The organism is Microbacterium sp. NPDC057658, assembly GCF_042799975.1.
Taxonomy (GTDB): Bacteria; Actinomycetota; Actinomycetes; order Actinomycetales; family Microbacteriaceae; genus Microbacterium.
On record NZ_JBHVHT010000001.1, the window covers coordinates 2272572 to 2292162 of the forward strand.

General features: G+C 70.7%; 18 protein-coding genes. 3 read left to right on the forward strand and 15 right to left on the reverse strand.

Annotated elements, in window-relative coordinates:
• The 5 genes from ruvX to ACFU8V_RS10875 form a co-directional block, all read right to left on the reverse strand.
• Positions 1–474, reverse strand: a complete 474-nt coding sequence (ruvX, locus tag ACFU8V_RS10855) for a Holliday junction resolvase RuvX (protein ID WP_085607566.1) — start codon at positions 472–474, stop codon at positions 1–3.
• Positions 471–3131 (reverse strand): alanine--tRNA ligase, encoded by a 2661-nt coding sequence (alaS, locus tag ACFU8V_RS10860; RefSeq protein WP_249521864.1) that lies wholly within the window; start codon positions 3129–3131, stop codon positions 471–473. Before alaS ends, ruvX begins: the two co-directional genes overlap by 4 nt.
• 55 nt (positions 3132–3186) lie before the next feature.
• Positions 3187–3375, reverse strand: a complete 189-nt coding sequence (locus ACFU8V_RS10865) for a hypothetical protein (RefSeq protein WP_378870998.1) — start codon at positions 3373–3375, stop codon at positions 3187–3189.
• A gap of 110 nt (positions 3376–3485) precedes the next feature.
• Complete coding sequence (gene rpsD / locus ACFU8V_RS10870; protein WP_025103514.1) at positions 3486–4115, reverse strand: 30S ribosomal protein S4; 630 nt, start codon at positions 4113–4115, stop codon at positions 3486–3488.
• Between the two features lie 181 nt (positions 4116–4296).
• Positions 4297–5661 carry a replication-associated recombination protein A gene (locus ACFU8V_RS10875; RefSeq protein WP_085607570.1) on the reverse strand — a complete coding sequence of 455 codons (1365 nt, stop codon included), beginning with the start codon at positions 5659–5661 and terminating at the stop codon, positions 4297–4299.
• A 100-nt stretch (positions 5662–5761) separates the two neighbouring features.
• On the opposite strand from ACFU8V_RS10875, the gene ACFU8V_RS10880 reads away from it, so the two are divergent.
• Positions 5762–6064, forward strand: a complete 303-nt coding sequence (locus ACFU8V_RS10880) for a hypothetical protein (RefSeq protein WP_085607572.1) — start codon at positions 5762–5764, stop codon at positions 6062–6064.
• 15 nt (positions 6065–6079) lie between these two features.
• On the opposite strand, the gene ACFU8V_RS10885 is transcribed toward ACFU8V_RS10880, so the two are convergent.
• Entirely contained in the window at positions 6080–6832 is a 753-nt protein-coding gene (locus ACFU8V_RS10885; RefSeq protein ID WP_085607574.1) for a winged helix-turn-helix domain-containing protein, read from the reverse strand.
• Entirely contained in the window at positions 6829–8619 is a 1791-nt protein-coding gene (locus ACFU8V_RS10890; protein WP_378871003.1) for an FAD-dependent oxidoreductase, read from the reverse strand. Before ACFU8V_RS10890 ends, ACFU8V_RS10885 begins: the two co-directional genes overlap by 4 nt.
• A 278-nt stretch (positions 8620–8897) precedes the next feature.
• On the opposite strand from ACFU8V_RS10890, the gene ACFU8V_RS10895 reads away from it, so the two are divergent.
• Complete coding sequence (locus ACFU8V_RS10895; RefSeq protein ID WP_253247454.1) at positions 8898–10250, forward strand: DUF349 domain-containing protein; 1353 nt, start codon at positions 8898–8900, stop codon at positions 10248–10250.
• Between the two features lie 59 nt (positions 10251–10309).
• Positions 10310–10858, forward strand: coding sequence for a hypothetical protein (locus ACFU8V_RS10900; protein ID WP_366215581.1), 549 nt, complete (start codon positions 10310–10312; stop codon positions 10856–10858).
• On the opposite strand, the gene ACFU8V_RS10905 is transcribed toward ACFU8V_RS10900, so the two are convergent.
• The 8 genes from ACFU8V_RS10905 to ACFU8V_RS10940 form a co-directional block, all read right to left on the reverse strand.
• Complete coding sequence (locus ACFU8V_RS10905) at positions 10845–13097, reverse strand: bifunctional (p)ppGpp synthetase/guanosine-3',5'-bis(diphosphate) 3'-pyrophosphohydrolase (RefSeq protein ID WP_025103521.1); 2253 nt, start codon at positions 13095–13097, stop codon at positions 10845–10847. The genes ACFU8V_RS10900 and ACFU8V_RS10905 overlap by 14 nt on opposite strands.
• A 65-nt stretch (positions 13098–13162) precedes the next feature.
• Positions 13163–14152, reverse strand: a complete 990-nt coding sequence (secF, locus tag ACFU8V_RS10910) for a protein translocase subunit SecF (protein ID WP_025103522.1) — start codon at positions 14150–14152, stop codon at positions 13163–13165.
• Complete coding sequence (gene secD / locus ACFU8V_RS10915) at positions 14152–15882, reverse strand: protein translocase subunit SecD (protein ID WP_062634464.1); 1731 nt, start codon at positions 15880–15882, stop codon at positions 14152–14154. Before secD ends, secF begins: the two co-directional genes overlap by 1 nt.
• A gap of 55 nt (positions 15883–15937) precedes the next feature.
• Complete coding sequence (gene yajC, locus ACFU8V_RS10920; protein ID WP_378871009.1) at positions 15938–16339, reverse strand: preprotein translocase subunit YajC; 402 nt, start codon at positions 16337–16339, stop codon at positions 15938–15940.
• A gap of 72 nt (positions 16340–16411) precedes the next feature.
• Entirely contained in the window at positions 16412–17437 is a 1026-nt protein-coding gene (gene ruvB, locus ACFU8V_RS10925; RefSeq protein ID WP_025103525.1) for a Holliday junction branch migration DNA helicase RuvB, read from the reverse strand.
• Positions 17430–18050 carry a Holliday junction branch migration protein RuvA gene (gene ruvA / locus ACFU8V_RS10930; RefSeq protein ID WP_378871012.1) on the reverse strand — a complete coding sequence of 207 codons (621 nt, stop codon included), beginning with the start codon at positions 18048–18050 and terminating at the stop codon, positions 17430–17432. Before ruvA ends, ruvB begins: the two co-directional genes overlap by 8 nt.
• Positions 18051–18059: 9 nt before the next feature.
• Complete coding sequence (ruvC, locus tag ACFU8V_RS10935; protein ID WP_136051898.1) at positions 18060–18644, reverse strand: crossover junction endodeoxyribonuclease RuvC; 585 nt, start codon at positions 18642–18644, stop codon at positions 18060–18062.
• A 45-nt stretch (positions 18645–18689) separates the two neighbouring features.
• The gene (locus ACFU8V_RS10940) at positions 18690–19451 is read right to left on the reverse strand and encodes a YebC/PmpR family DNA-binding transcriptional regulator (RefSeq protein WP_025103528.1); all 762 of its coding nucleotides are present in this window, start codon (positions 19449–19451) and stop codon (positions 18690–18692) included.
• Between the last annotated feature and the right edge of the window lie 140 nt (positions 19452–19591).

Genomic DNA, 19591 nt, shown 5'->3' on the forward strand with positions numbered 1-19591 from the left:
TCAGGCGGGCTCCTCGTCAACGGGGACCGGGGCACCGGCCGGGTTTCCGGTGCTCTTCTCCGTGTCGATCGCCTGCTGCAGCAGCACCACGGCGGCGACCTGATCCACAATGCTACGAGAGTTCTTCTGTGATCGCCCAGAACTCCGCAACGCCGCATGCGCGGAGACGGTGCTCAGACGCTCGTCGACGAGGCGTACCGGCACACCGCTCCGCGCCTGGAGAGCCGCCGCGAACTCGCGCGCATCCACCGTCGACGGCGTGTCCGCACCCTGCATGTTCACGGGCAGGCCGACGACGATCTCCAGCGGCTCGTACTCCGCAGCCAGCTCCGCGATGCGCGCGAGCGAGCGCTCGTCGCGGGGCACGGTCTCGACGGGGACGGCCAGCATGCCGTCCGGATCGGACCGGGCCACGCCCACGCGGGCCCGGCCGACGTCGATGCCGAGCCGGACCCCGCGGCGATAACCGCTCACGCGCGGCGCAGCTCCTGGGAGACGGCCTCGAGCGCGGCGGGCAGCGCCGCCGCGTCGGTGCCGCCGCCCTGGGCGACGTCGTCACGCCCACCGCCGCCTCCGCCGAGCACACCGGCGGCGCGCTTCGCGAGCGCACCCGCCTTCGCACCGGCACTGCGCGCAGCCTCGTTCGTGGCGACGACGACGACGGGGCGACCGTTGACGACCGCACCGAGCGCGACGACCGCGGGATCGGAACCCAGCCGGTCGCGCACGCCGTTGACGAGCTCGCGGACATCGTCCGCGGAGGCCACATCGCCCAGCGTCTGCGCCGCCACGCGGAAGTCTCCGACGCGCGTCGCGGCCTCGGCGATGGCGGGAATGCGCCCCGCCCGCTCCTTCGCCTCGAACTGCGCGATGCGCTTCTCCGCGGCCTTGAGGCTCGCGGCGAGATCGGCGATCCGCTCGGGGAGCTGCTCGCGCGGGGTCTTCAGGGAGGCGGTGAGCTGCGACACGAGAGCCCGCTCCGCCGCGAGCTCACGGAACGCATCCGCGCCGACGAGAGCCTCGATCCGGCGGTTGGAGGCGCCGACCGACGACTCCCCCACCACGCTGACCAGGCCGATCTCCGCACTGGTCGACACGTGCGTGCCGGCGCAGAGCTCGCGCGACCACGGGCCGCCGATGTCGACCATCCGCACGACGTCGCCGTACTTCTCGCCGAAGAGCGCCATGGCGCCGGCTTCCTTGGCCTCGTCGAGCGTCACGATGCGGGTGGTCACCTCGAGGGCGTCCTGCACGGCGCGGTTCGTGATCTCTTCGATCTCCGCGCGGGTGTCCGTCGACAGCGCCTGCGACCAGGCGAAGTCGAATCGCATGTACCCGGCGCGGTTGAGCGACCCGGACTGCGTGGCCGTCGGACCGAGCGTGTCGCGGAGGGCGGCGTGCACGAGGTGGGTGGCGGAATGCGCCTGGCGGGCGGCGCGGCGGTTGGCGGCGTCGACGATCGTCGTCGCGATGTCGTCGACCGCGACCGTGCCGCGGGAGACCTCGACCGTGTGGCTGATCAGCCCGGGGACCGGACGCTGCACGTCGAGCACCTCGAGCTCGTAGCCCGGGCCCACGATGGTGCCCTTGTCGGCGACCTGGCCGCCGGACTCGGCGTACAGCGTCGTCTCGGCGAGCACCACCTCGGCGATCTGGCCCTCGGCGGCGCTGCGCACCGGCGCGCCGTCGACGAGCAGGCCGAGCACACGGGACTCCACCTCGAGGGCCGTGTAGCCGTCGAAGCCCGTCTCGCCCAGCGCGCGCAGGTCGCGGTACACCGAGACATCCGCGAGCTGGCGCTTGCGGTTGCGGGCGTCGTCCTTCGCGCGCTGACGCTGCTCCTGCATGAGGGAGTCGAACGCGGCGCGGTCCACGTCCAGTCCGGCCTCTTCGGCGACCTCCAGAGTGAGGTCGATCGGGAAGCCGTAGGTGTCGTGCAGCAGGAACGCCTCGGAACCGCTGAGGGTCTTCCCGCCGCCCTTCTTCGTCTCGTCGAGCGCGAGGTCGAGGATGGTCGATCCCTGCGCCAGGGTGCGCCGGAAGGTCTCCTCCTCGGCGAAGGCCGCCGAGGAGAGCACGGACCAGTCGCGCTCCAGCTCCGGGTAGGCCGACTTCATCGCGTCGCGGGAGGCGGCGAACAGCTCGGGGAACGCGGGGTCGTCGACACCGAGGAGGCGCATGGCCCGCACGGTGCGGCGCATGAGGCGCCGCAGGATGTAGCCGCGGCCCTCGTTCGACGGACGGACACCGTCCGAGAGGAGCATGAGCGAGGAGCGCACGTGGTCCGCGATCACGCGGAAACGGACGTCGTCCTCGTGCACGGCGCCGTAGCGACGGCCCGAGAGCTCGACGGCGCGGTCGAGCACCGGACGCACCTGGTCGGTCTCGTACATGTTCTCGACGCCCTGCTTGAGGAACGCGACGCGCTCCAGGCCCATGCCGGTGTCGATGTTCTTCATCGGCAGTTCGCCCACGATGTCGAACTCGGTCTTGCCGCGGATGTTCTCGATGAAGTCCTGCATGAACACGAGGTTCCAGATCTCGAGGAACCGCGAGTCGTCGACAGCGGGGCCGCCGTCTTTGCCGTAGGCCGGGCCGCGGTCGAAGAAGATCTCGGAGTCAGGGCCACCGGGACCGGGCTGCCCGGTGTTCCAGTAGTTGTCCGCGCGGCCGAGGCGCTGGATGCGCTCCGGCTTGAGTCCGATGATGTCGCGCCAGATCGCCTCGGCCTCGTCGTCGGTCTCGTAGACGGTGACCCAGAGATCCTTCTCGTCGAAGCCGAGGCCGCCGTCGGCCTCCGAGCTCGTGAGCAGCTCCCAGGCGTAGCGGATCGCGCCTTCCTTGAAGTAGTCGCCGAACGACCAGTTGCCGAGCATCTGGAAGAACGTGCCGTGACGCGCGGTGCGCCCGACCTCCTCGATGTCGTTGGTCCGGATGCACTTCTGCAGGTCGGCGATGCGCGGATGCGGCGCCGGGACCACGCCCGTGAGGTACGGGATCATCGGGACCATGCCGGCGACCGTGAACAGCAGCGAGGGGTCGTCGCTGACCAGGGATGCCGAGGGGACGATGAGGTGGTCGTTCTTCTCGAAGTAGGAGAGGTAGCGCTGCGCGATTTCCGCAGTTTTCATAGGAGTGCCGGATGTCCTTGCGTGAGGGGGCGCGCCGAGGCGCAGATGCGGGGGGTCAGTTCTCGCCCGGCTCGGTCAGCCGAGCCTGCTGCGCGCGATACGCGTCGCTGAGGATCGCGGCGAGGCCGTTGAGGCGGGCGTCGACGTCGGCCAGGATGTCGTGGCCCCGCGGGTCCTTGTTCATGAAGTGAGCCGCGACGAAGCCGCCGATCACGCCGATCAGGAACCACAGCACATTCTTCATGTCGTCATCCTTGCCCTAGAGCCGCGAAGGCGCGGTCTCTCCATCGTAGGCGGAAACGACAGGAGGCGTCGGGAACCCCGACGCCTCCTGCCTGATGCTCTTCCGCTGGATCAGCGGGCCGCGTAGTACTCGACGACGAGCTGCACTTCACAGGTCACGGGGACCTCGGCGCGCTTCGGACGACGAACCAGACGGGCCTGGAGCTTGTCGAGCTCGACCTCGAGGTAACCCGGAACGGCCGGCAGGACCTCGGCGTGACCGCCGGCGGCCGCCACCTGGAAGGGCTCGAGGCCCTCGCTCTTGGGCTTGACGTGGATGAGCTGACCCGGCTTCACGCGGAACGACGGGCGGTCGACGAGCTGGCCGTCGACGAGGATGTGACGGTGCACGACGAGCTGGCGCGCCTGTGCCGTGGTGCGGGCGAAGCCCGAACGCAGGACGAGGGCGTCGAGACGCATCTCGAGGAGCTCGACGAGGTTCTCACCGGTCAGGCCGTCCTGACGACGGGCCTCGTTGAACGCGATGCGCAGCTGCTTCTCGCGGATGCCGTACTGCTCGCGCAGACGCTGCTTCTCACGCAGACGGACGGCGTAGTCGCTGTCGGCCTTGCGCTTGGTGCGGCCGTGCTCACCCGGAGCGTAGGGACGCTTCTCGAGGTAGCGGGCGGCCTTGGGGGTGAGGGCCACGCCGAGGGCGCGGCTGAGACGCACCTTGCGGCGGTCCTGGGACTTCGTGACCACGAAGTTATCCTTCCGATGACGTGGACGTGGATTTCACGTCCGACGGACGTATCACCGCGTTCTGCCTCGGGGCGCACGCCGGGGTGCCGTCGAGGTGGGGTGTGAACGAGGAGATGCCCGAAAACTCGGTTTCGAGCCGCTCAAGTCTAACAGACGGCGGCAGACGCCCGAGGTCGTCGGCTCACCGGTCGCCGAGGATGCGCCGGATGCGCTCCAGCCGTGCGCTGATGTCGCGCTCCGCGCCGAGGTTCTTCGGCTCGTAGTAGTGCCGCCCGTCGAGCTCGTCCGGCAGGTACTGCTGCGGCACGATCCCGAACTCGCTGTCGTGCGCGTAGCGGTAGCCGCGGCCGTGCCCGAGGCGCTTCGCCCCGGGGTAGTGCGCGTCGCGGAGGTGAAGGGGCACGCGCCCGAATCCCCCCGCGCGGATGTCGGCGATGGCGGCGTCGATGCCGACGTAGGCCGCGTTCGACTTCGCGGTCGTCGCCAGATACACGGTGGCCTCGGCGAGCGGGATGCGCCCCTCCGGCATCCCGATGAAGGCCACCGCGTCGGCCGCGGCCACGGCGATGCCGAGGGCCTGGGGGTCGGCGAGCCCCACGTCTTCGGAGGCGGAGATGACGAGCCGACGGGCGATGAACCGCGGGTCCTCCCCTGCCTCGATCATGCGGGCGAGGTAGTGCAGCGCGGCGTCCGGGTCGGAACCGCGGATCGACTTGATGAAGGCGCTGATGACGTCGTAGTGCTCGTCGCCCTGGCGGTCGTAACGGAGCAGGGCCTTGTCGACGGCCTGTGCCACGTCGTCGGCGGTGACCTCCGGGACGGCCGTCTCCCGGTCTTCGCCGTCGTCATCGGCCTCGGAGGCGGCGGCGTGCGAGAGCGCCACGGCAGCGGCGGCCTCCAGTCCGGTGAGGGCACGACGGGCGTCCCCCGACGCGAGGCGGATGAGCGCCGACCGCGCCTCATCGCTGAGCGCGACCGTACCGGAGAGTCCGCGGGCATCCGACACCGCGCGGTCCACGAGCACCCCGATGTCGTCATCGGTGAGCGGCTGCAGCGTGAGCAGCAGCGACCGGGACAGCAGCGGCGAGATCACCGAGAACGAGGGGTTCTCCGTAGTCGCGGCGATGAGGATGACCCACCCGTTCTCCACGCCGGGCAGCAGCGCGTCCTGCTGGGCCTTGGTGAAGCGGTGGATCTCATCGAGGAAGAGGATCGTCGTCTGCCCGTAGAGATCGCGCTGGGTGATCGCCTCCTGCATGACCTCCCGCACATCCTTGACGCCGGCGGTGATGGCCGAGAGCTCGACGAACCGGCGGCCGGACGAGCGGGCGATGGCCTGCGCGAGCGTGGTCTTCCCGGTGCCCGGCGGACCCCAGAGGATGATCGACACCGCGCCGGGCGAGCTGGCCTCCGGGTCGGCGAGAGCCACGATGGGCGACCCGGCCCGCAGCAGGTGGCGCTGCCCCGCGACCTCGTCCAGCGACACCGGGCGCATGCGCACGGCGAGCGGTGTCTGCCCGGAGAGCAGGGCGGAGGGAGAGGACATTCCTCCAGGCTAACGGCGGCCGGGGACACGAGGCGAGGCCGGGCCCCCGGTAGGCTCTCAGGCGACGTCGTGGACCGGCGTCGGACGGGAGAGACAGGGCATGGCCGCACGCGGTTCCAAGAAGGCGCAGGCACGCACCGAGGCGGAGCGCGCTCGGCTGCACACCGCCCGCACCCGCTGGCACCAGGATCAGATCCGCCGTCGCACCCGCGACAACGCCATCGCGATCACGGTCGGCGCCCTCATCGTCGTGGGCGCGATCGTCAGCCAGGTCGTGCATGCGCAGGTGACCGCTCCGGAACCGACGCCCACGCCGTCGCCGACCTCGTCGATCGCTCCCTCCCCGACCCCGAGCGATGCGCCCAGCCCGGTGCCGACGGCTTCCGAGACACCGACGGAGTGAGGCCCTCCGGCGTGGTCAGTCCTCGTCGAGGACGGCGAGCCGGTACCCGCGCTTGACCACGGTCTGCACGAGGTCCCCGTCGCCGAGGGCGTCCCGCAGCCGCGCCACCGCCACCTCGACCGCACGGGCGCTGCGTCGACCGCCGGGCAGCACCTGGCCGATCTCCGCCCTGGTGAGCACGCGCCCGTCGGCGATGAACAGGGCCTCGAGGATGCTGACCGCGCCGCGGGAGAGCGGGACGAAACCTCCGTCGATCAGCGCGCCTCCGCTGCGCACCGCCAGGCGCCCCACCGCCGTCCGTCGCTCGAGGACCCCATACGTGAGCGGGGCGAGAGCGCTCCGGGCGAGGTCGTCCGCGGTGGGCCCGCACGACGTCGATGCGGGCAGGCCGCTCTCCGCCAATCGCGCGGTCGCGGCGGCGTCGGTCGTGGCGAGCAGCAGGCGGGACGTGCGCGACCGTTCGCGGATGGCGTCGAGCATGCCCAGTCGTTCCACGGTGGCGAGCCACCCGGGCAGGGCCTCCGCCACGGGGAACAGCACCGCGTCCACCTGACCGGACGCGATCCGGTACAGCGTCCGCTTGGTGCCGGCCGGGATCGCGTGGTCCGCCCGGGGCGGGGTGATCCGGACGACATCCGAGCCGGTCGCAGCGAGGATCCGCAGAAGAGTGTCGACGTCGACCGGCTCCGGGCGCACCGGCCGCGGCACCTCGACCACCACGACGCGGCAGCCGACGAGCGCCGGAGCAGGACGCGGGGGCGCACTCATGCGGAGCCCTCCGCCGACCTCGCAGTACCGACGCGTCGCCGTGTCCGTGGCGGGTGCCGGACGACGCCGATCGGGCCTCCGGGCCGCGCGAGGTCCGCCCCGCCGATCAGGGTCTCCGGAACGACGGCGCCGGCGCTCCGCAGGTCCGCGAGTGCGTCCGGTATGTCCTCCGCCGGGAGCCCGCTGACGGCGAGGAGCCCTCGATCGATCCGTACCGTCGCCTCGCGTCGTGCCGCGAGATGGCCCACGACGAGGAGCAGCGTCCCGTCGGACTCGTCGCCGACGCGCACCTCCAGGACGGGAGCGGCCGTCGTCCCGCGGAGACGCACCTCGGAGCGAAGGCTTCCGCGGTCGCCGGGCCGTACGCCGACGTTCACCTCGGCGCGCCCCTGCAGCGCGAGCGCGAGACGGCGGAGGCAGGGGCCGCAGCCGCGGCTCTCGACCGCACCGTCCAGAGCCTCCGCGACGGTTCGGATCCCGCGGTCCGCGAGCTCCGCTGTCAGCACCTCCAGCGGCGAGGACCGCAGCCCATGTGCGCAGGCCTCCTCACCGTCCGCGGCCACGGCGGCGGCCAGGAGCGCCCGCGCCGCCCTCTGACCGTCGAGCGCCCCGGGCGCGAGACCGGCGAGCGAGTCATCCGCCGACGCGCCGATGACCGTCACGCGATGCACCACGCGGGCATCCTCGGAGAGCACGACCTCCCCGAACACGCGGTCTCCCCCGCTCGGAAGAGGGATGTCGACCGTCGGCCCGTCACCGTCCGGGAGACGCAGGGTCACGACCTCGATACCGCCGGGACTCCCGCGCCATCCGTGTCCCGCGGGGCTCGCGATCCGAGCGCCGAGCAGGGCGGCCGCCGCTCGATCCGCGGACGCCAGGGCCACCTCCGTGCCGCCGGATGCCGGGTCCGCGGCGACGTCGCCGATCGCGAGGACGCGCGGGTCGGACGTCCGCCCGTCCGCGTCCACGAGGACACCGCCGCCCGGCCGCGTGGGGAGCCCGGCGTTCCGTGCCAGCTCATCCCGTGCCCGCGCACCCGTCGTCAGGATGAGGTCGGTCCGCGCGAACGTGCCGTCCTGGAACTCCACGGCCGTCACCGCGCCCGTCGCGTCGGGGTCGACGCGGGTCACCCGCGTCCGCGTCCGGACCGCGATACCGCGCGCCTCGACGATCCCGCGGAGTGCGCTCGCCCCGGGAACCGTGAGCTGTGCGGGCAGCAGGCGATCCGCGGTGTCCACGATCGTCGTCTGCACCCCGGCGTCGTGCAGCGCGCATGCGGCGTCCACTCCGCCCTCGTCGCCGCCGACGACGACCGCGCGCAGCGCCCGCGGCATCTCCGTCGCACGGACGGCGAGGAACGCACGCAGCTTGTGCGCGTCCTCCATCGTGCGGAGGACGAACGACCCCCGGGCACGGATCCCCGGCACGTCGAGCCGCTGGGCGTGGGTGCCGGTCGCGAGGACGAGCGCGTCGTAGTCGTACCACCGGTGCGACCGCGTCCGCACGCGGTGCCCTCCCCTGTCGATCCGCAGGACCCGGTCGTCGTCGATGAGGCGGACGCGGTCGTCGCGGAACGGCGCGCGATCGAGCTCGCCCGCCGACGCCGGAGTGCCGCCGACGATGCGCGCCACGACGGAGCGGTCGTAGGGCAGGCGCCCCTCGTCTCCGAACACGGTGATCCGCACGGCACGGTCCGGGTCCTCCAGCATCCGTGCGACGAACCGGTGCGCCGCCGCCCCCGCCCCCACGACGACGATCTCCGCTGTGCGCGCTGCGTTGTCGTCCATGGAACTCCTGTCGACCTGGGGACTGTCGTGGTCGCGACGATAGGAGCGCCGTGTTACCCGCAGATGACGCGCAGTGTGTCCTGCATCGAACGTTCTGCTCACGAAACGGTAACGTCCCTCCCCGCGAGACCCCGCCTCGTCGCCGAGACCCCGCCTCGTTCGCGCACGAATCGCGGGGTCTCGGCGGGAAGACGGGGTCTCGCGGATCAGAGAGGGCGTACTAGGCTGAGCCTCGTCCTTTCCGCCTCCCGCGGCGTGACCGCGCAAGGAGAATCACCGTGTCTGCCAACGAGCCCGCGAAGCCGACCCCGCCCGTTCCCACCCCGCCCGCCGTGCCGATGCCGCGGAAGACGCCGACTCCGGCCGCCGTCGCCCCGGCCGCCGCGAAGCCGACTCCGGTCTCGTCCGCCGGCGAATGGGGCCGTGTCTCCGAAGACGGCACCGTCGAGGTGCGCGAGGGTGAGTCCTGGCGCGTCGTCGGTCAGTACCCGGACGGCACCCCCGACGAGGCCCTGGCCTACTTCGTCCGCAAGTACGACGACATCGCCTTCAAGGTCGCCGCCCTGGAGCAGCGCCACCAGGCCGGCGGCGCCTCCGCGAGCGACCTGTCGAAGCAGGCCGCGCACCTCATCGACGAGGCCACGGACGCCGCGGCCGTCGGCGACCTCGCCGGTCTCCGTGATCGTCTCACCGCGCTGACCGCGTCGCTGTCCGAGGCCACGGCCCAGGAGGCACAGCAGGCGAAGGAGCTCGTCGAGCAGGCCGTCGCCGAGCGCACCGCCCTCGTCGAGCGTGCCGAGGCCATCGCCGCCCGCGACCTGAGCAAGGTGCAGTGGAAGCAGGTCACCGCCGAGCTCAACGAGCTGTTCGAGGCCTGGCAGGCGCAGCAGCAGAACGGTCCGCGCCTGTCCAAGGGCGTCTCGCAGCAGCTCTGGAAGCGGTTCCGCGACGCCAGGGCCGTCGTCGACAAGCACCGCCGGGCGTTCTACTCCGAGCTCGACGATGCGCACAAGGCCGCGCGCGACGCGAAGTCCCGACTGGTCGAACGGGCCGAGGCCCTGGCGCCGCGCGGCGTCGACGGCATCCCCGCCTACCGCTCCCTCCTCGACGAGTGGAAGACGGCCGGACGCGCCGGACGCAAGGCCGACGACGCCCTCTGGGCACGGTTCAAGGCCGCCGGCGACGCGCTCTACGCCGCCCGCGCCGAGCAGGCCGCCGCCGAGGAGGCCGACTCCGCTCCCAAGATCGAGGCCCGGCAGGCGCTGCTCGAGCAGGCGAAGGCGGTCGCCGACGAGCCGAACATCAAGCGCGCCCGCGCCCTGCTCACGCGCATCCAGCGGGAGTGGGACGAGGTCGGCCGCATCTTCCCGCGCGACAAGGAGCGTGCGCTCGACGACAAGCTCCGCGTCATCGAGCAGGCGCTCAAGGCCCGCGAGGACGTCGACTGGAAGAAGAACAACCCGGAGACCAAGGCGCGAGCGAACGACATGAGCTCGCAGCTGCACGAAGCCATTGAGAAGCTGGAGGCCGAACTGGCCGCCGCCGAGAAGGCCGGTGACAGCAAGGCCGCCAAGGAGGCCGCGGACGCCCTCGAGGCCCGTCGCGCCTGGCTCAACGCCCTCGGCGGCTGAGCTCTCCACAGGTCCGGCCATCTCCGTCTGAGCGGGGTGCGCGACGCCACACTGGCGTCATGCACCCCGCTCTGCTCTATCTCCCCGGTTCGCGCCTCAGCAGGCCGGAACTCTGCGCCGCCCGCCTGGACGGTCATGTCGTCGAGATCGGCGACGCCTACATCCCCGCGGACCTGCCGGAGTCCGCCGACGTGCGGGCGAGCAGCATCGCCACGCTCATCCAGGAGGGCGCCGCCGCCTGCGGGCCCAGTGCCGCCTGGATCCACGGCGCCCGCGACGAGCCGCCGGCCGTCCATCACGCGCGGCGCTGCGTCGAGCGGCGGGTGCGTCCGCGCGTGCACGCCAGAGTCGTCTTCCACGACACCAGGCTTCCTCGGACGGACGTGCAGCTGCTCGGGGGGATCGCCGTGTCCACGCCCGTCCGGACGATGTGCGACCTGGCCACGAGTCTGCACCGGGACCCGCGCGTCCTCCCCTGGATGCAGGCGCTCGCTCAGACCCACCCGGAAGCGCTCGACGACGCCATCGGCAGCCTGCGGACCCGGTCGCGCGTTCCGGGCAGCGTCGGCGGCCTCGCGGCACTGGAGCGGCTGGTCAGGAGGAGGTGACACGGTACACGTCGTAGACCGCGTCGATCCGGCGCACCGCGTTCAGGACGCGGTCCAGGTGCACGGCGTCACCCATCTCGAACACGAAGCGGCTCAGCGCCAGGCGCTCGTCGGTGGTCGACACGGTCGCCGAGAGGATGTTCACGTGATGCTCGCTGAGCACCCGCGTGACGTCGGAGAGGAGGCCCGAGCGGTCCAGCGCCTCCACCTGGATCTGCACCCGGAACACGCTCTTCTTCGTCGGCGCCCAGGAGACCTCGACGAAGCGGTCCTGCTCGCCGCTGAGGGCCTTCACGTTCACGCAGTCCGCCCGGTGCACGGAGACGCCGCTCCCCCGGGTGACGAACCCGACGATGGGGTCGCCGGGGACGGGCGTGCAGCACTTCGCCAGCTTCACCAGGATGTCGTTCGCGCCGCGCACGAGCACGCCGGAATCGCCACCGCGGGTCTCGCGAGTCTGGACGCTTCCCGGCAGGTCGATCGCCCCGGTCGTGGGCTCGTCGGTGGCGACGAGCGCGGTGACCTTCTCGAGCACCGACTGGGTCGAGACGTGCCCCTCGCCGACGGCGGCGTAGAGACCCGAGACGTCCTCGTAGTGCATCTGGTGGGCGACCTCGGTGAACGAGTCCTGGCTCATCAGCCGCTGCAGCGGCAGGTTCTGCCGGCGCATCGCGCGCGCGATGGCCTCCTTGCCCTGCTCGATGGCCTCCTCGCGGCGCTCCTTCGTGAACCAGCCGCGGATCTTGTTCCTGGCTCGCGTGCTCTTGACGAAGCCGAGCCAGTCCTGGCTGGGCCCCGCGTCCGGGTTCTTCGAGGTGAAGACCTCGACGACGTCGCCGCTCTTCAGCTCCGACTCCAGCGGCACCAGGCGTCCGTTGACCTTGGCGCCCATGGTGCGGTGCCCGATCTCGGTGTGGACGGCATAGGCGAAGTCGACCGGGGTGGCGCCGGCCGGGAGACCGATCACACGCCCCTTCGGCGTGAAGACGTAGACCTCCTTGGCGCCGATCTCGAACCGCAGGGAGTCGAGGAACTCCCCGGGGTCCGCGGTCTCGGCCTGCCAGTCGGAGATGTGCGCCAGCCACGCCATGTCGGTGTCGGAGGCGCGGACCTCGGCCTTGCCGCCGCCGTTCATCCGCTCCTTGTACATCCAGTGCGCGGCGACGCCGTACTCCGCCTGGTGATGCATCTCGTGCGTGCGGATCTGGATCTCGACCGTCCGTCCGGCCGGGCCGATCACGGTCGTGTGCAGCGACTGGTAGAGGTTGAACTTCGGGGTGGCGATGTAATCCTTGAACCGGCCGGGCAGCGGCGTCCAGCGGGCGTGGATGGCGCCGAGCACGGCGTAGCAGTCACGCACGGAGGAGACGAGGACCCGGATGCCGATCAGGTCGTAGATGTCGTCGAACTCGCGGCCGCGGATGACCATCTTCTGGTACACCGAGTAGAGCTGCTTGGGCCGGCCGACGACCTTGCCGCGGATGCGCAGGTCACGGAGGTCCTCGTCGATCTCCTCGATGACCTGGCTCAGGTACTTCTCCCGCTGCGGGGTGCGCTGGGCGATGAGGCTGTGGATCTCGTTGTAGATCTTCGGGTGGAGGACGGCGAAGGAGAGGTCTTCGAGCTCCGACTTGATCGCCTGGATACCGAGGCGATTGGCCAGCGGCGCGTAGATCTCGAGCGTCTCCTTGGCCTTCTTCGCCGCCTTCTCCGGCGGGACGAAGCCCCAGGTGCGGGCGTTGTGCAGCCGGTCGGCGAGCTTGATGAGCAGCACGCGGATGTCCTTCGACATCGCGACGATCATCTTGCGCACGGTCTCGGCCTGTGCGCTCTCGCCGTACTTGACCTTGTCGAGCTTGGTCACGCCGTCCACGAGCATCGCGACCTCGTCGCCGAACTCGGCGGTGAGATCGGTGAGCGCGTAGCCCGTGTCCTCGACGGTGTCGTGCAGCAGGGCGGCCGCGATCGCCCGCGGGCCGAGCCCGAGCTCCGCGAGGATCTGGGCGACGGCGAGCGGATGCGTGATGTACGGCTCGCCGCTCTGACGCTTCTGTCCCTCGTGCTTCTCCTTCGCCACGGCATAGGCGCGGGAGATGACCGCGAAGTCGCCCTTGGGGTGGTTCGCCCTGACGGTGCGGATCAGGTTGTCGAGATCGTTGATCCGGGACGCACGCGAGAAGATGCGGGGCACCAGCCGTCGCAGACTCGAACCCTGCGATGCCGTCTGCGGCTCCGCCATCCACTCACCTCCGAATCAGACAATCCTACGCGCGCTGAGCGGGGGTCGGCCCCGCGGCGGGGGCGTCAGGCGTCGACAGCCGCTTTGCTCCGTGCCGCGCGGATACGCGCGTCGCGCTCCTTGATCTGCGGCTCGTTCTCGCGGAAGAGCGAGTACAGCGGCGCGGCCACGAAGAGCGTCGAGTACGTCGCCACGAGGATGCCCACGAAGATCGACAGCGAGATGTCGGTCAGCGTCTCCGCCCCGAGCCAGAAGGCGCCGATGAAGAGGATCGCACCGACCGGCAGCGCGGCCACCACGGACGTGTTGATCGAGCGGATGAGGGTCTGGTTCACCGCGAGGTTGACCGATTCCCCGAACAGCCGCGACGTCTTCTCCCCGTCCTCCGTCGTGTTCTCCCTGATCTTGTCGAACACCACGGTGGTGTCGTACAGGGAGTACGCGAGGATCGTAAGGAAGCCGATGACGGCCGCCGGCGAGATCTCGAATCCGGCGAGGGCGTACACGCCGACGGTGATCACGAGCACGTCGAGCAGACCGATGATCGCGGCCGCCGACATCTTCCACGTGCGGAAGTAGATCGCGAGGATCAGGAAGGTCAGTGCGAGGAAGATCGCCAGGCCCCACAGCGACTGCCGGGTCACGCTCTCGCCCCAGGCCGGGCCGATGAACGAGGAGGCGACGGCGTCCGGCTCGACACCGTAGGCGTCGGCGAGGGCGCGCGCCACCTGCTGCGTCTCACCCTCGGTCATCTGGTCGGTCTGCACGCGGACGTCCTGGTCGTTGACGATGACCACCTTGGTCGCCGCGCCGGGGACGACCGACTGCACCGCTTCTGTCGCGGTGTCCTGATCCGTGGTGTCCGGTGCGGTCACCGTGAACTGCGAGCCGCCGGTGAACTCGATCGAGAACTGGATCGGACGGAACAGCGGAACGAGCGCGGAGCCGACGACCAGGGCGATCGCGATGATGAACCAGAGGCGGCGGCGCCCCACGAACGGGAAGGAGGTCTTGCCCGTGTAGAGATTGTTGCCGAACTCATTCATGGAAGGCATCAGTTGTCTCCCTCCCTTCCGGCCGTGGTCTGTCTCTCGGCGGCGAGGGCCTCCGCCCGCTTGCGCTCGGCGATGGTCTGCCGGCGATCCGCCTCTCCGCGCGAACGCGCGTTCTTCGCCCCGCGCCCCGCGGACGCCGTGGCGACCTCGCGGTATTGCGAGCGGCTCCGGTACACGGCGCCCAGGGCCTCCGGATCCAGACCGGAGAGCTTGTGCCCGCCGCCGAAGAACCGCGTACGAGCGAGCAGCTGCATCACCGGGTGGGTGAAGATCACGAAGATCAGCACGTCGATCACGGTGGTGAGGCCGAGCGTGAACGCGAAGCCCTTCACCGTCGAGTCGGCGAGGATGTACAGCACCACCGCGGCCAGGACGTTGATCGACTTGGAGATGTAGATCGTCCGCTTCGCCCGACCCCAGCCGTCCTCGACGGCACCCGTGATCGACTTGCCGTCGCGCAGCTCATCGCGGATGCGCTCGAAGTAGACGATGAAGGAGTCGGCGGTGAAGCCGATGGACACGATCAGGCCCGCGACGCCGGCGAGCGACAGGCGGAAGCCGATCCGCCACGCCAGGATGCAGATGACGATGTAGGTCAGCACCGCCATCACCGCGATGGACGCGATGATCACCGTCCCGAGCGCCCGGTACGACAGCAGCGAGTACACCGCCACGAGCGCGAGGCCGATGAGGCCCGCGATGAGACCGATCTGGAGCTGCTGGGTGCCGAGTGTCGCGGAGATCGTGTCCGAGCTCTGCACCTCGAAGCTGAGCGGGAGTGCTCCGAACTTGAGCTGATCGGCCAGGGTCGTCGCGCTCTCCTGCGTGAAGCTGCCGGAGATGCTGGGGCGGCCGTCGAGGATGACGCCGTTCATGCGCGGCGCGCTGATGACCTCGCCGTCAAGCACGAAGGCGAACTGGTCGCGCGGCGACAGCCCGTCGATGCGGTTCTGGTTGAGCCGGGTGCTCACCTGGCCGAAGGCGTCCGCGCCGTCGCCGTTCATGGTGAGCTGCACGATCCAGGCGCCCGAGCGCGGGTCGCGTCCCGCCGTCGCGTCGGTGATCGCACGGCCGTCGAGCTCCGCCGGGCCGAGGATGAACTTCGCGGTGTCGTCGGGCGAGCAGGCGATCACCGGCTCGTCCTTCGGCGCCTTCGACGGGTCGTTGGACGGGTTGGCGCAGTCGTACGCCTGGAACTCCGCCGCGAGCTTGTCCGTGACCCACGACAGGTCGCTGGCGTCGGTGGGCTCGGCCGTGGGCTCGGCGTTCAGCGAGGGGTCAGGGCTCGGGTACGGCGTGGAGTTGCCGTCCTCTCCGACGAACTCCGTGCTCGCGGCCGTGGTGTAGAGCACCGGACGGAACTCGAGCTGGGCGCTGGACTGGATCCGCTGCCGCGTCTGCTCGTCCGCCTCACCGGGGATCTGGACGACGATGTTGCGTCCGCCCTCCGTGGTGATGTCGGCCTCGGCCACACCGGAGGCGTCGACGCGCTGGCGGATGATCGCCGCGGCCTGGTCGAGCTGCTCCTGCGTCGGCGCTGCTCCGTCCTCCGTCTCGGCACTCAGGATGATCTGCGTGCCGCCCTGCAGGTCGAGCGCGAGCTCGGGTGTCCACGAGCTCTGCTTGAAGACGTACACACCCAGCGCGTTGATGCCGAAGAGCACGCCCGTCACGAGGAGCAGGCCGAGGAGGACCCGCCAGGCGTGACGGACAGGAGAGGATGAAGCCACGTGTGTTCAGCTTTCTGGAAGGACGGTGATCCGGGAGGCCGCGACGGCCTTCGTCTTACTTGTCGTCGGGGTCCCGCTCGAGGCGGGCGCGGGTCTCCTCGGGCGTCTCGACCGCGGGGGCGGCGGTCTCGTCGACGCTGTGATCGTCCACGCCGTCGACGGGCGCGTCGACGATGGCGTCCTTGGGCTCCACGATGCGGAGGATCGCCTGGCTGTGCACCTCGATCACGGTGCCGGGCGCGATCTCCACCAGGGCCGGGGAGTCGAGGTCTTCGGCGTCGTACGCGACGATGGTGCCGTAGATGCCGCCCTGCAGCAGGACCTTGGCGCCGGGAACCGTCTTGGTCGCCTTCTCCTCCTGCTCGGCCTTCATCTGCCGGGTGCGCTTGCGCGTGTTGAAGATCATGAAGATCAGCAGGACGGCGAGGAGTCCGAAGAGGACAAATTCCATGGGCATGGGGATGGCGCCTTTCTCAGGTGCACGCACCAGCCTTTGGGCGCACAGCGGTATCGGGGAAGTCTTCAGCGATTATAGGTCATCCAACTTCAGCATCCCGTCCGGGTGCGCCACGCCGAGGTGGGCATACGCCTCCGGCGTCGCGACCCGCCCGCGGGGGGTGCGACCGAGGAAGCCGATCCGCACGAGATAGGGCTCGACCACGCTCTCCACCGTCTCCGGCTCCTCTCCCACCGCCACCGCGAGGGTGCTGAGGCCGACCGGTCCGCCGCGGAAGCGTCGCACCAGGGCGTCCAGCACCGCGCGGTCCAGTCGGTCCAGGCCGATCGCGTCGACGTCGTAGAGGTCCAGCGCGGCCTGGACGCCGCGCAGGGTCGCCGCACCCCCGCCGTGGACGAGCGCGTAGTCGCGGACGCGACGCAGCAGGCGGTTGGCGATGCGCGGGGTCCCGCGGGAGCGTCGCGCGATCTCGGAGAGCGAGTCCGTCGGGAGGTCGACGCCGAGCACGGAGGCGGAGCGTCCGATGACCTGCTCGAGCTCGCCCTCGTCGTAGAACTCGAGGTGACCGGTGAAGCCGAAGCGGTCGCGGAGCGGATTGGGCAGCAGCCCGGAACGCGTGGTGGCGCCGACGAGCGTGAACGGGGAGAGCTCCAGCGGGATGCTGGTCGCCCCCGCGCCCTTGCCGACCATGATGTCGATCCGGTAGTCCTCCATCGCGAGGTACAGCATCTCCTCCGCCGACCGGGCCATGCGGTGGATCTCGTCGATGAAGAGCACCTCGCCGGGCACGAGGCTCGACAGCAGCGCCGCGAGGTCGCCGGCGTGCTGGATGGCGGGACCGCTGGACATACGCAGCGGGCGGTCGCTCTCGTGCGCGACGATCATCGCCAGCGTGGTCTTGCCGAGTCCCGGGGGCCCCGCGAGCAGGATGTGGTCCGCAGGACGGGACTGGATGCGGGCCGCCTCCAGGAGCAGCTGCAGCTGTCCGCGCACCTTCTGCTGTCCCACGAACTCGCCGAGGCTCGACGGCCGGAGAGCGCCCTCGATGGCGAGCTCGGACTCATCGGTCGGCTCGGTCGGATCGAGGGCGTCAGCCACGGCTCTGGCCTGCCTGCGCCGGACCGAGCAGCGCGAGCGTGCGCCGCAGCAGCAGGGCCACGGAGGCTCGCTCGGCATCCGTGGCGTCCGTCGCCGTCTGGGTCGCCGCCTCCGCCGCGACCTTCTCGGACCAGCCGAGGCCGACCAGAGCCACCGTCACCTGGGCGACGACATCGTCCCCTCCCGAGGCGGCGGGCGCCGACGGGGCGGCCACGGCCTGGACCTTGCCGGCGAGCTGCACGACGATGAGCTTCGCGGTCTTCGGTCCGATGCCGGAGACCCGCCGGAACGGTGCATCGTCCTCTGCGGTCACGGCCTCCGCGATCTGGTCGGCGGTGAGGTGCGACAGCACCCCGAGCGCCGACTTCGGGCCGACGCCGGTGACGCTGAGCAGCAGGGTGAAGATCTCCAGCTCGCCGCGGTCGCCGAAGCCGAACAGCGAGAGCGAGTCCTCCCGCACGATGAGGCTCGTGTGCAGGAGGAGCTTCTCCCCCACCGTCGCGGTGTGGGCGACATCGGCGGGGACGGCGACCGCGAAGCCCACGCCCCCGACGTCGATGATGACCTGGTCCGGCGTCGTGTGCAGCACGGTGCCGTGCAGAGAGGAGATCATTCCGTCAGTCTAGGAGCCGGCTCGTAGATATGTTCGAGCGACACGCTCCGCGTCGGCCCAGGCACGCTGCGCGGGAGTGAGGCCGCCACCCGTGCGGCTCGTCAACGGAGCGCCGCGTCGCCAGGCGTGACACAGCGCGATCGCCAGGGCGTCCGCCGCGTCCGCGGGCTGCGGAGGCGCGTCCAGCCGCAGGATCCGGGCGATCATCGCCTGGACCTGACGCTTGTCGGCGGACCCGTACCCGGTCACCGCGGCCTTCACCTCGCTGGGAGTGTGGGTCGCCGCCGGCAGGCCGGCCTCTGCGGCGATCAGCAGCGCGACCCCGCTCGCCTGCGCGGTGCCCATGACCGTGTGCGTGTTCTGCTGGGCGAACACCCGCTCGACCGCGACGGCATCGGGCCGGTGCTCGGCGATCGCCGCGCGGATCCCCGCAGCGACGATCGCGAGCCGGTCGCCGATCTCCGCATCCGGGGCGGAGCGGATGACTCCGACATGGACGAGCGTGCCACGACGAGCGCGATCGACGTCGACGATGCCCACACCGCACCGGGTGAGTCCGGGGTCGATGCCGAGCACGCGCAACGAAGTGGTCACCTGACCAGGCTAGGCCGCGCGCCGCGTCGCCGGCTCGCGCCGCGCCTACGCGTCGTCGTTCTCGAGCTCTGCCTGGACCTCGGGCGACAGATCGAAGTTGCTGAAGACGTTCTGCACGTCCTCGCTGTCCTCGAGCGCATCGATGAGGCGGAACACCTTGCGGGCGGTCTCGGCGTCGATCTCGACCTTGAGGTTCGGCACGAACTCGACGTCGGCCGACTCGTACTCGATCCCCGCGTCCTGCAGCGCGGAACGGACGGCCACGAGGTCGCTCGCCTCGGTGATGACCTCGAAGCCCTCGGCGTGCGGCTCGATCTCCTCGGCCCCGGCCTCCAGCGCCGCCATCATGACGTCGTCCTCGGTCGTGCCCTCGGAACCGACGACGATGACGCCCTTGCGGCTGAAGTTGTACGCCACGCTGCCCGGGTCGGCGAGGGTGCCGCCGTTGCGGCTGAGGGCGGTGCGCACCTCGGCCGCGGCGCGGTTCTTGTTGTCGGTCAGACACTCGATCATGAGGGCGACACCGTTGGGCCCGTAGCCCTCGTACATGATCGAGGTGTACTCGACGGCCTCACCGCCGATGCCGGCGCCGCGCTTGATGGCGCGGTCGATGTTGTCCTTGGGGACCGAGGTCTTCTTCGCCTTGAGCACCGCGTCGAAGAGCGTCGGGTTGCCCTGCAGGTCGGCGCCGCCCAGCTTGGCCGCGACCTCGATGTTCTTGATGAGCTTGGCCCAGGACTTCGCACGGCGCGCGTCGATGACGGCCTTCTTGTGCTTGGTCGTGGCCCACTTGGAATGCCCGGACATAAGTCTCCGCTCGTCGTCTGCGCCCCGGAACGCCGCCCAGGGCGTCGTCCAGTCTATCGAACCGTGCCGCGCCGCCGCTGTTGTCCCGCTCGCGCAGGCGTTCGCGCGAGTTCAGGCACCTGCGCGCGGACGCGCCTGAA